This window comes from Alphaproteobacteria bacterium, from assembly GCA_030680745.1.
Taxonomy (GTDB): Bacteria; Pseudomonadota; Alphaproteobacteria; order JAUXUR01; family JAUXUR01; genus JAUXUR01.
This window is the reverse complement of sequence record JAUXUR010000070.1, coordinates 1-13,020: the sequence shown is the minus strand read 5'-3', so window position 1 is coordinate 13,020 and position 13,020 is coordinate 1. Positions and strand designations below refer to the sequence as shown.

Sequence of the window (13,020 nt, the reverse complement as noted above, 5' to 3'; positions counted from 1 at the left end):
ATATTAAAAGTTATTTAAATCTAAAAGTTCTTTCTGTCTTGCATTGACTTGAGCCTCGTCAAAATCTTGAGTCAATGCATTAAAAAGTTGATACCAATTGATATCTGCATTTAAATGCATGAAAACTGATCCTAATCCCAACGCCGCGCGATCCATAAAAACAAATTCACGTGGTGGTGTAATACCACCTAAGCGTTTCAATTCTTTATGCACTTTCGATGCAATTTCAGATCCATAGATGCCTTTTTGTTTTGTTTCCTGAATAGGGCGCACTCGATCTTCTAATAAAGGTCCATATAAAAAACCTGCCCATTGATTGAGAATTTCAATAAGATCGTTACTTAAATTTTTAAATCCCCAAGATTCATATGCGTGGACAGCAAGGTCATTGTTTTGCGTTAAAAGCGCATGATATAAATCAATAACGCCTTTGGCAAAAGACGCTGGAAAAACTCGAATACATCCAAAATCAAGAAGATTCAGGCTTAGATCTTCTTGAATGGTGTAATTGCCCAAATGGGGATCACCATGAATTATCCCATATTGATAAAACGGAATATACCAAGCTTTAAAAAGTGTATGCGCAATTTTGTTTCGTATTTCTTGAGGTGCATCTGTAAAAGACATTATTTTGCGACCTTCAAGCCAAGACATAGCAAGAAGGCGCTTGGTTGAAAATTCTGGATAATAATCAGGTAAATGAATGTCTTTTTCGTCTTTTAACATAAAACGATAATAAGCCATATGTTTGGCTTCTTGAATATAATCAAGTTCTTCGCGTAACCGATCAGAAATTTCAAGAAACGCTTCATCGGTGACGATTGTTTTGTCATACATATGATACAAAGATAAAATCATCTTAAATTGTTTTAAATCAGCCTCGACAGCATCATCCATCTGTGGGTATTGAAGTTTCAAGGCTAGTTTTTGGCCATCATGTGTGATCGCCTGATGCACTTGTCCTAAAGACGCTGCAAAACCTGCTTCTTTTTCGAAATGCTGAAATTTTTGGACCCAATCAGGACCCAATTCATGTGCCATCCGACGTTTCACAAAAGGCCATCCCATAGAAGGGGCATTCGATTGCAATTGTCTAAATTCTTCAATATATTCAGGTGGTAAAGCTTCTGGAATGGTGGACACCATTTGGGCTATCTTCATCAAAGGGCCTTTAATTTCGCCCAAGGCAAGACGCAATTGCGCAGCATGTTTCGTGCGATCGATATTGACGCCCAAATATTGTTGACCAATTAAACGTGCTAAAAGTCCAATGCCCGTTTTCGATACTTGAGCATAGCGCATGATGCGTTGATTAAGGCTTGTCTCATCCATTAGTATTTCCTCTTTTACTTAATAGTACGTCATTCTTTGCTCATGTATGAAGTATACACATCGCGCATCATTCCTTCTCTTAACCAAAATAGAAAATACTTTGCTCAGACTTGTAAATTAATACCCTATCCAAACTATATATCACCTTTTTCCCATATGGCTATCGATCCACCTAATGCTCCGTTCCAATGCATCACGTCGATTGGCAGGTTGTTCAAAATTATGTCCCTCATCATTATATTTAACATATTCCGTATCAATTTCTTGTGCTTTAAGCGCATTGTAAAATTTATTGACGGTATCACTTGTATCAAGCCCCCCTTTTTCTGGATTGCCCATCAGAAATAAGGTAGGTGTTGTCGCACCTTTGGCGTGAAATAAAGCTGAATTCTTGAAATAATTTTGGGGTACTTCCCAAGGCGCCCCGCCAAACATTTTATATATGCGTTTTGACGGCGTTCGATTATAGATTTCAATCCATTCATCAGCCCATCCTTCTTTAGAAACAACAGCACGGAATCGATGGCTTGAGGCAACAAGCCAATTCGCACGGCGCCCACCTGCAGAATGACCAATCGCTGCAAGACGATTTTTATCAACAATGCCAGTTGCTATTAAAGAATCAATACCTGCTTCAATATCCTTTATATCACAATTAATCAAATCATGATTTTGAACTGCATCACGCGTAATGGCGAGTGACCCAAATGAGGCGGATGAACGAAATTCCGGAACAAAGACCGCATATCCTTTGGCTGCCCACATATGCCATTCAAGAGGGGTGTTTTCTAAAATTCCTCCAATAAAATAGATATGAGCTCCCTCACCGCCGCCATGAATGTCAACAATAAGGGGATAAGAGGTGTCTTTTTGATAATTCAACGGCATCACGAGGAGACCGCGCATGCGCGCAGGATAATTGGGTGCTTGCCAATCAATTTCCCGGACTTCGCTAAAAGCCATGTCATCTGAAACCCCAGAAATAGTCACAAGATCTTTCACATTGTTTCCATCATTTGAGGCAACACGTAGAATGCGTGTATCTTGTGCGTCCTGGCCAATCCAAGCTAAACGTAATCCATCCGGTGACAAAGCATAGCTTTCAATATTCAATGGCGCCTTTGTGATTTGGGTGGGTTTACCTGTAGTTACATCGATCGTATAAATCTGTCTATAGGCACCATAATCGCGTCTGACATAAATATGTTGAGAATCATTAGACCAACGCGGCGAAAAAAGCTTTAATTCACGAGTTAAGCGTTTTATAGAGGGGGATTTATCACCATTTTTAGAATCATTTGAAATGAGGCCAATACTTGGCATATGATTAAAATCAGGATTATCTGCATCATAAGTAAATGCAATTTTTTTGCCATTAGGCGCGCAGATTGGTCTTAAAAATTGTTGCAATCCATCAAACGTTGCCAATGTCCGCAAATGGCCATTTTTGATGTTTAAAGATTGAATCCATTCATGATCTTCCTCTTCCTTATATAAAGATCCCATACGTTCTTTCATAAAAAGAAGTTCGTCACCATTTGGAAAATAAGAAAGATAACGAATAGATTCCTCAAAAGAAACAATTTGGTTCATTTGCCCAGATTTTATATCAATAATATTGATTGATGTTTTAGGTTGGGGTTCTTTTGACCAAAATTCAATAAAAGGTTTATGGGCTAATGCAATTTGACTTGAATCAGGCGACCAACAAAATTCTGAAAAATAATCACCAAGACCATTTTCAATATGCGATAATTGTTTAATATTTTCGCCCTTGTTATCCATTAGCCATAATTGTTTTGTTGTTTTTTCTCCCTTGATAAAAGCTATAAATTGACCATTTGGAGAGGGAAGTGGTATTGCCCCTTCTCCCACTATATGATGTTCGTTTGTATTCACATCTCTAATCTCAATCGACCATATTTTTTTATGCATATTGGGCGGTGTTGCATAAACAATTTGTGCATTATTTAGCCATTTGATTTCAGGATAATTATCAGTAGTATTTGGTAAAGAAAGCAACCAATCAGGTGTTACAACATTTTTACCTGCTTTTGCAGGAAGAGGACTCGTTAAAGCTTGATCGGGAATATTGTGTATGACTTGTTGATCATTAACTTTTAATTCAACTGTGATACTTGGGGTTTTTGCTGTTTCTGAAGCTGAAGAAACTTTACAAAAAAGGGCCAAAACAACAATAAGTGATAAAAAACGGAACGTCCTGCCAACCATTAAAAATCTCCATAAATAAATACACATTATTTTTAGCACGAAGGTGACAATAAACATATTTAAAATTAAAGGGGATTTATTCGTAACAGAGAAGAAAACTGCTTTTAATCGTTTTAATACTGATTTGGTATATTGAACAATAAAATATTTTTGATAAAAAATTAAGACATATCGAAATGAGTAATCTAACGCTCCCAATTACAATGAGAGCGTCAGATTATTATTACTTACAAGTTAAAGAATGATCTCATTAATATCCTTTTCTTCTTCAATTTTCTTTTTGATCTCTACATCTTTTTCAATTTCACTAGCTTCATATGCCGCATCAACATCGAACTCATATTGATCTAACTCTTCATCTGGACATGTTAAGCGACCTACAAGATACATTACGTATTTTTTGACAACGTCCGTTAATTCGCGAACGCCAGGATTTTGTTTTTTTTCAAGAAGTTCGTCTTCTTTTAATTCATAATTATCTGAAATAAGATTTTTATCAATAATTTCTTCCAATATGAACTTATGTTTATCGTCTATTTTTTTATCTTTTAATTCACTTTCAATTAAAAAATGATCAGAAAATTTGGCGTTTTCAATTTCTTTTATGAAAGTATCGAATGCAATCTCTCTCTGTTTATCTTTCTCAATTTTATCGACGGTTATAATACTTGTTTTCAAGCGACTTCTAAGTGCTCCCTTATTTCCCTCAGCTTCAACAGGTAAGTTATTACACGCCATAATAATAATAGCGCTAGACATATCTATATCCAGCCCTTGAATTCTGCCAGATTGATAAGTTGCATCACTTTTACTGGTAACATGCATAAAAAAATCAAAAAAAGCTTCTTTATGTTTTTTTGAATCATTTAAAGAACGATCAAATTCATCTATAAAGAGAATATTATTCTTGTAATTGTTTGTTTCTTTTGTAAACAAATCAAGCATAACTTCTTTACCGTCTTTTTCAATATAAGGGGCAATCATTTTTTCGGCTCCAGTCAATGAAGGTCTAAAAAATTCTATCGAAAGATCTAATATTTTAGCGATTTCTTCTGCCAAGCGCGTTTTCCCCGTGCCTGGTGGACCATAAAAACAAAAAATATTTTTGGGCGGACGCGTAAATTTAGAAGAAGTAACACATTCTCGAACTAGCTTTTTGATTGCAATTCTGGTATCAGAGGGATATGCCTTAATAAGTTCTTCAAGTTTTGGGCGTACAACTTGCCAATCCCATTGCTTAATTTCTACTGGCAGCAAGGATATAGATTCCATCTTTTTAATGCATTCTTTTGGCGTGTCCATACCTTCATCACCATTAACTGCATAAAGTTTATATAGAGCAAGTTGTCCATTAAATTTATCTTTAATTTTTTCAGAAATTAGCTTCTTTTCAAATCTTTCATCTATTATCTTTTTATAAGTTAATATTTTTTTATAGTCATCTGTTTGCCAATCTATCGGAAGATATTTTTGCTTAAATGTTGACATTCCTCTTTTAATTTGATCCCCAAAAATGGTTGCTACTAAGAAATTTCCACTTAATGCTTGTAATCCAGTTGCTGCAGCATCAATAAGCGAAAAACCAATTTCAGGATCACTTGTATAATATTGATATCCAAAAAAGACAGCTGCTGGTATTACATAAGGAAGTGAAGGCATAATTTTATTGCCAATTTTTTTTGCTTTTGCTGTAATAGGTGCTGCAATATGAGAAGTAAATTCAGATGGTAGTGAACATTTATCGCCCTGATAATCTGACAAGTCAATTTCATATTCAAGTGGCTTACCATTATTGTAAGCTTGTTCTTTAGGAACCTCTTGTTGATGTCTGCTATGCATCGCATTTACAGATTGCTGAGCATCCATAAAAAAACTAAGCATAAGAAGACAAATCAATATTTTCTTCATATTAAATCTCCAAAAAATTAAAAAATAACCACAATCCAGAATTAAAGTGAAAAAATTATCTTGGGCTTATTAAAGGTTTTTTATAAAAACAATTCAAGCATGCGGCAAATATACAACGTATATTATTTTGTTTATGGGGTCAATTTAATTTATCATTGAAGTTTATGTTTTTTAAAAGTTGGATAATCCCTTACTTTTTTGCAAAATGTTAATTTTTTACAAAAGCACTCCAAAAGAAGAATTTTTTGCCTCTCCCCTTGTGGGAGAGGTCGCGACCAAGGGGAGCGGGTGAGGGGTATTTTACAATTTTGGAGAGCTGCGTATTTGTTTGGTAATGCTTAGATTAGGCATGATGGTGTTGCTCTTTATAAACGCTTTGACACCCCTCACCCGTCGCTACGCGCCGACCTCTCCCGCAAGCGGAGAGGTGAACCGAAGCAATTTCATTTTTTGTCCTGCAGATTGGAAAATGGTATACACCCAACGGATGTATGAATGCAAAAATTTCTTTTTGCAAGATCCATGGCTATTGTTTTATACTCGCTCTTACATCTCTGCGAAGGTATGTTCGTAATGGCGCCCAATGGGTTGTTTTTAAGCTGATGGGTAGTAAGGACAAGTATATTTCATTATGTATAATTTATCCCCCGATAAATCTAAAGAAATTTTAAACATTTGGCATTTTGTTGAACTTTTATCGCCTTTATCAAGTGAAAAAATTGATGATTTTAATGCGAAAGCGCGTGAATTAAAAAATTCTAAACAAGAATTTATTAAGATTTATAAAGATTCGTTATTTTTATTAGAAGCAACACCTTATCTAGATCCAAAACATCAAGAGGCAGGTCATTATTGGCATGCATATATTGGTCATTTAAATTGGACACACGCAGAACATAAAATCAAAGAAAATCTTTCTAAAAATCAACCTGATGATATAATAAAAGCGCCTTCAAAAGTAAATTTTTCTAGACAACGCACTATGCCAATTGCTGCTTTTATTTTAACGGAAGATGGTTTTTTGCATCCTAATTCTTTTGTGATTTCAAGTGCAGCGTGGGCTTTTGGTAAAATTATGAATGGTGATTATCTTAATGATCCCAAATCTTTTTTTCAATTTACCAAAGATGTTGATACCATCAATTATGAAATAACAGCTCTTTTATATGATAAATCTAAAGACGCACAGGAAGATTTTGATTGTGAGGAAGATTTACATGTTGAAATATCAAAAGTAAAAAACATTCCTATTGTCCCCGAAAACATTCAAAAAATAACACAATTTTTAATGGAACGTCTTAAAATCGATCAACATTGTTTAATCGATATCCCTGATATGTGTATTAAAAAATTTGCACCGAAACCGCTTCAGGAAGAACATGTTGAAAAACAAAGTAAAAAAAACAAACCACAACCACCACAGCTTGAAATGTTCAATAGTTTTTTTCTTGATGAAATTCAATTGGTGCAACGTAATTTAAAGACTATTTCTAAAAATTCGGCTATTGGTAAATATTTAGGGTTTGATGCAGATCCACTTGCGCTTGATCCTTTAAATTATAAATTTGCCCTGAATGATTTATTAAGCCCTAAAAATGCCACTTTTGCGCGTTGGCCGCGTGCGTCTTCAACTGTTTTAGCCTCTCTTCAAGAAGCCGCTTTATCAAGTATCCTTAAAGAATTTAAAGATAATCAACGGCAATTATTTTCAGTGAATGGTCCGCCGGGTACAGGTAAAACAACCTTGCTTTATGATTTGATCGTGAATCTTTATGTTGAGCGCGCAACTTCTTTGGCTGTTTTTGATAAAGCTGAAGATGCTTTTGGTAAGAATATTCAATTTACGCCTGAAAATGGTAAATATAGCTACAATGTGCGGGATATTAACCCAATCTTAAAAGGTTATGAAATTATTATAGCCTCGTCTAACAATAATGCGGTTGAAAATATTTCAAAAGAATTACCACTTAGTTCTAAAATTGACTCTGCGTTTCAAGAGGATATTCAGTTTTTTGATTGGCTTTCAAATTTTCAATCACAAGATCCTGAAATTTGGGGTAATTTTGCAGCAATTTTAGGTAAAGCAGAAAATAGAAAGAAATTTGTTCAAAAATTTTGGCAAGGCAATCATGATGTTGAGTCACAAAAAGAATCTTTTTATCCTCGAAAGGATTCAATGAAATCATCTTTTGGGATGGATGATTTTTTAGCCTGTTTAAAGGGAAAAGATATTAAAATTCCTTTACCTTTGCATCAAAAAATACTTGATGATCAAAATGTGATTGAAAATAAAACGAGTGTTTGGCAAAAAACTTGTGAAAAATTTACTGAAAAACATGAAGAGGTTCAGCTTGTTCTTAATGCATTAGATCATTTTGAAAAACATCATCCTTTATATATTCAAAAACTGGAATCTCAGATTGACGAAATTAACAGCTCTATTGAAAAGCCTCTTCAATCAACACCAATAGAGCGTTTAAAAATTATCTTAGATCAAAAACAAAAAGAACTTAAAAATCATAAAAGACCGAAAGATTATGATCATAAAGTGACGCTTAATATTTTAAAAAAACACGGTTTTGATTTTGAGCGCCTTGAAAATGATTTTTTTGGGCGCAAAGATCATGCTGATTTTCATATTGAAAAACCATTTTTTTCCGCTATTTTCGAAAAATTGCGTATTGAACTTTTTCAAGAAGCTTTAAACTTACATGCCTTGTTTATTAAAATAAATGCGAATTCCTTTTGGAATAATTTAAAAATATTTACAGATTATATCAGTGGAACACTTCAAGATCGCTTGATCAAACCAGAACTTTTAAAATCGGCCTGGTATAGTTTTTTTATGGTCGTTCCCGTTGTCTCCACGACGTTTCATTCTTATCGCCAAATGTTTCATCGTTTCGCCGATGAAGAATTAGGGTGGTTGATTATTGATGAGGCCGCGCAAGCGCAGCCCCAACATGCATTAGGATCCATTTATCGTTCCAAAAATGTTGTTATATTAGGGGATCCTTTTCAAACAGAGCCTGTTCAATTATTAGGGGATGTATTGATTAATCAATTTTTTGAAAAAAACGAACTCAATCCCAAAGAATGGTCACCTTGCTTTGTTTCAGCCCAAAATTTAGCCGATCGTACAATGAATTATCAAGCTGATTATGGGAATCAAAAGGTTGGTTTTCCATTGATCGTCCATAGACGTTGTCAAGATCCGATGTTTTCCATTTGTAATGCACTTGCTTATGACGATCGGATGATTTATGCCAGTGCTGAAAATGTTCAAAAATCGTCGGCCTTAGGGAATTCACATTGGATTGATATTCAAGATAAAAATGCGAGAAAAGGCGTGTATGAATCTGACGCTGAATTTTTTGCCTTGCTTGAAAAAATAAATCAAATAAATTTACTTAATCCAGATGATTTGCAAAAATATTTTGTGATCACATTTTATAAAAATTACAGTTTTTTTCTTAAAAAAAGCATTCAATATCATTTGGGATCGTCTTTGTGGGATTTTTGTAAAAATAATGTGGGTACGATCCATTCCTTTCAAGGTAAAGAAAATGACAATGTTTTCTTTATGTTAGGGGCGCAACATGAACAAGATTTTGGGGCACGCAAGATTATGGTTGAAAAGCCAAATGTCTTAAATGTGGGTATTAGTCGTGCGCGTAACAATATTTATATTATTGGCAATAAAAGCCTTTGGCAAAAACACGATAATATAAAAAAAGTGATTAAATTTATAGGGTAAAATGATCAAAAAACTTCAAAAACCAGCAAAATTACGCCCTGGTGACACAATCGCTGTGATCACGCTTTCATGGGGCGGCGCAGGTGCTTTACCTTATCGCTATGAAATAGGTAAAAAGCGTTTAGAAGATATTTTTGGACTAAAAGTCGTTGAAACAAAACATGCGCTAAAAGATCCCGATTGGATTTATAATAATCCAAAAGCACGTGCTGATGATTTGATGGAAGCCTTCGCAGATAAATCTATTAAAGGTATTTTCGCGATGATTGGTGGTGATGAGTCGATCCGGTTATTGCCTTATATCGATTATTCTATTATTAAAAAAAATCCTAAGATTTTTATGGGTTATTCAGATAGTACAGTCACGCATTTGATGTGTTATAAAGCGGGTCTTTCGTCTTTTTATGGCCCTTGTATCATGGTTGATTTCGCAGAAAACATTGAGATGTTTCCCTATTGCATTCAATCTATTAGGCAAGTTCTTTTTGGAAATACGCAATCAAAAGAAATTCTTCCAAATAAAGACGGTTGGACGACTGAATTTTTAGATTGGTTTAATCCAGACAATCAACAGATTAAACGCCAATTACAACCAGCAAAACCTTGGCAATATATTCAAGGAAAAGGATCTGTTCAAGGGCATTTATTAGGCGGTTGCTTGGATAGTTTTTTACATATTAATGGTACTTCACTTTGGCCCACTCTGGATCAATGGCAAAATGCTGTTCTTTTTATCGAAACATCGGAACGCGGTATGGAAATAGATCGTTTTATGGATCATTTGCGTAATTTAGGCGCACAAGGTGTTTTAGCTGTTTTAAAAGCAATTCTTTTTGGGCGACCCGGTGGGCCCATCAATCCAGATCAATTTGTGTTATATGATCAAGCTTTCATTAAAGTTTGTAAAGAATTTGGACGATCAGACTTATCGATCGTAACCCATATGGATTTCGGGCACACAGATCCAAAATTTATTTTACCTTATGGATTACAAGTTGAAATTGATTGTGATCAAAAACGTGTTGTTTTTTTAGAAAAATCAGTACTCTAATTTTGTGTTCTTAATTCTTTAATAGAAAATTAATAAATTTTTATTTATAAAATACATATAGATATAATTTTTTTATAAATTTATACGTATTAATAAATAAATTATATTTGATTTTTTTTATTAATATCCTTATTATGGCAATAATTCTTACCTAATTTGGAAAATGTCAATGAATAAATTTAAATTTTTATACTTCATATTTTTTGTTTCTTTTACGTATAATCTTTATGCCGTAAATACTTCAGATATGGATATTAATTCAGCTACATCCGGTAAAAAAAGATCATTGGAAGCATCTTGTGATCAACAAGAATCTTCCTCAAGCAATGATGCTGATAGTACCCCCCAACACAAAAGACAAAAAACTAAGGGTAACTTCGTACCGAGTTCTTCAAGCAATGCACACGCGCTTACTCCAAATCTGACTGATAAGGATTTATATAGATTAGCGCTTAATTGTGAACAAAAAGAAGATTGTGTAGAAGCATATAAAATCTATGAGAAACTCATTAAAAAAAATAAAGCAAAAACAAAAATTCATCTTGATTCTTTATTTCGCAAGATATGTATGTTGAAAGATGGACAAGGTGTTGAAAAAAACATTCTTAAAGCCATAGAATTAGCAGAGAAAAAATTCGCTCAATGCTCACAATTTAGGGATTTGTATATTGATTGTCTAACGACATTACTTGATGAAATTGATCAAAAATATTTCAAAGAAGATCCGGATATGTTAGTAGAGCTTATTAACATTGAAGATCTTAAAGAAAAATTAATATTTCTTTTTTCTCAATGGGAAAAACCCAAATTCAATAAATTTGTTTATATCTTAGAAAAACTTGATCCTTTATATGAACGCGTTATTAAATTACGTGTGTTTGTAATGCAGGATTTCTTTGCGCGTCTGGATGCAGCAAGTAAAGATAATGCTGGAAATCATCCAAAAATTTTGGCAGACTTTTTTGACTTCTTTATAAATACCTATTCTTCATTGATCACTTTTAATGAAAAAGAAGATGTCATTCAAACAACAAAGGCTTTGGATCTTTTTTTTACATATAATCTTATTAAAAAAAGAAAAAATGCAGCATCAGATGACTATTTTCTTTGTTTAAAAGTAGGTGTTAAATATGAACATCTTATTTCAATTTTTGAAATGGCTCGATTAAAGAAAGAAATAGGTGAAAACCCCGTATGGTTGTACAAAACGGCCTACGATCTAGGGGCTGTGGAAGCTTATGAGCTTCTTGTTGAACATTATAAAAAATCAGAATCTTTTGATGAATTGGTTAAATTCTTAGAGAATGCTTTACCAAAAGGGTACCCAAATGCAGGAGAGGAACTTGCACAAGCATATATACTTCAAAGGTGTAAATATGTGCGTACACATCAACCAAGAAATATAGATGAATGGAAAGAATTGTTTTTTTATATTAAAGATGAATATAATAGTCTTGATGATGTTCAAAAACAAAATTTCGTTCAAACACTTCCATTTGGTGATTCCATTTCAATGGATCAACATAACAGAGCCTATATTTTTGATCTTAAAAATGCACGTGATGCAGGATTAGAGGAAAATAAATTTATTGATAAGGTTTTAGATTATTTAAAAAATATTGGTTTTAATGAAAAGTCTAATTGCATGTTGTATGTAAGTAATATAAAAGTTCTTCTTTCCTATAATATTCTGACTTGTTACGAGATCTTTAAAACAAAAGGCGGTGATTTTGGATCTTCGTCGAATTTACTTTATGCGGGTGCTGGACGCAATATAATCATTCATCCTGAAAACCAAGATGCAACGTTAGAAGAGAGGGCTTGGGCTTATTATCAAATGGTTACTTCTGTATGGAATCACTTGATGGAGATTAAAGAAAAGGAATATAGAGATTTTCTAGTGACGCGTTTTGCAAATGAAGCACTTGGCAGTAATACACTTTGCATGGAAGGCAAATTAAAAGATATAGATGATTGGTACTCAAAGAACATACATCTTTTTGAAGGCGCTGATTTATCAAAGAAATACACAGATGATTATTGTTTATCAAAAGATGAGGTAAATCTTATATGTGCTTTTTATGAAGATCTTCGTTGTCTTGCATTATGTGATAATGGATATCAGTTGTTTAAAAGGGATTTTGAAAGTTATCAGAAGGTTATACAATCGGCGACATCTGATTGTGTTAATTTAGATCAAACCCCTATCAATCTGTCCTTTTTAAAAACGATTTTGTGTGATCTTAACAAGCAGCTTGAAGAAAAAGAGACAATTTTACTTGAAAAGCATAAAATGTCGATTGTAGAACAATTTAAAAATCTTCTTGTAGGTAAAATGTCATCTCAAGGCATCATTGAGGCAGAGAAAATTAAATCTACATTAGAAGATTGCTGTGGATACGAGATTGATCTTGATGCTTAATTGATTGTTTTTCAATAAGTTTTATGGATTCTACTATCAAGCCCTGAGAGATCCACACGAATTTAAACACAGTTAAATTCTAGGATTTCGTCGTTGCGATGAGTCGAAGACGAAGAAGCAATCCAGAAAACAGCCTTTAAAAAGCTATAAATGTTGATTTTAGGACTGGATTGCCGTGCAGCTTCGCTGCTTCTAATGACCAAGACTTAAGATGTTGATAACAAGTCATTTTTTTTGACATCATTTTCCGGTTTTCTTAACAGCACATATCCCAACGATTGAGCACGCGACATTATATTTTTTAAAACTCTGTCTTTG

General features: G+C 33.8%; 6 protein-coding genes. 3 read left to right on the top strand and 3 right to left on the bottom strand.

From position 1 onward, the window contains the following. Positions 1 to 3 precede the first annotated feature (3 nt). The 3 genes from Q8L85_07975 to Q8L85_07965 form a co-directional block, all read right to left on the bottom strand. The gene (locus Q8L85_07975; GenBank protein ID MDP1724624.1) at positions 4 to 1,332 is read right to left on the bottom strand and encodes an AarF/ABC1/UbiB kinase family protein; all 1,329 of its coding nucleotides are present in this window, start codon (positions 1,330 to 1,332) and stop codon (positions 4 to 6) included. Between the two features lie 141 nt (positions 1,333 to 1,473). Then, positions 1,474 to 3,564, bottom strand: coding sequence for a prolyl oligopeptidase family serine peptidase (locus tag Q8L85_07970; GenBank protein ID MDP1724623.1), 2,091 nt, complete (start codon positions 3,562 to 3,564; stop codon positions 1,474 to 1,476). Between the two features lie 234 nt (positions 3,565 to 3,798). Continuing rightward, the gene (locus Q8L85_07965; protein ID MDP1724622.1) at positions 3,799 to 5,472 is read right to left on the bottom strand and encodes an ATP-binding protein; all 1,674 of its coding nucleotides are present in this window, start codon (positions 5,470 to 5,472) and stop codon (positions 3,799 to 3,801) included. Positions 5,473 to 6,103: 631 nt separating this feature from the next. On the opposite strand from Q8L85_07965, the gene Q8L85_07960 reads away from it, so the two are divergent. From Q8L85_07960 to Q8L85_07950, 3 genes are all read left to right on the top strand, one after another. Continuing rightward, complete coding sequence (locus Q8L85_07960) at positions 6,104 to 9,229, top strand: AAA domain-containing protein (protein MDP1724621.1); 3,126 nt, start codon at positions 6,104 to 6,106, stop codon at positions 9,227 to 9,229. Between the two features lies 1 nt (position 9,230). Further along, positions 9,231 to 10,280 (top strand): LD-carboxypeptidase, encoded by a 1,050-nt coding sequence (locus tag Q8L85_07955; protein ID MDP1724620.1) that lies wholly within the window; start codon positions 9,231 to 9,233, stop codon positions 10,278 to 10,280. A gap of 169 nt (positions 10,281 to 10,449) precedes the next feature. Then, on the top strand, positions 10,450 to 12,702 hold the full coding sequence (locus tag Q8L85_07950) for a hypothetical protein (GenBank protein ID MDP1724619.1): 2,253 nt from the start codon (positions 10,450 to 10,452) through the stop codon (positions 12,700 to 12,702). Positions 12,703 to 13,020 lie beyond the last annotated feature (318 nt).

Excerpts from the sequence above, each read along its gene's own strand:
- Q8L85_07975 (MDP1724624.1), bottom strand. The coding sequence starts at position 1,332 with ATGGATGAGACAAGCCTTAATCAACGCATCATGCGCTATGCTCAAGTA.
- Q8L85_07970 (MDP1724623.1), bottom strand. The coding sequence starts at position 3,564 with ATGGTTGGCAGGACGTTCCGTTTTTTATCACTTATTGTTGTTTTGGCC.
- Q8L85_07965 (MDP1724622.1), bottom strand. The coding sequence starts at position 5,472 with ATGAAGAAAATATTGATTTGTCTTCTTATGCTTAGTTTTTTTATGGAT.
- Q8L85_07960 (MDP1724621.1), top strand. The coding sequence starts at position 6,104 with ATGTATAATTTATCCCCCGATAAATCTAAAGAAATTTTAAACATTTGG.
- Q8L85_07955 (MDP1724620.1), top strand. The coding sequence starts at position 9,231 with ATGATCAAAAAACTTCAAAAACCAGCAAAATTACGCCCTGGTGACACA.
- Q8L85_07950 (MDP1724619.1), top strand. The coding sequence starts at position 10,450 with ATGAATAAATTTAAATTTTTATACTTCATATTTTTTGTTTCTTTTACG.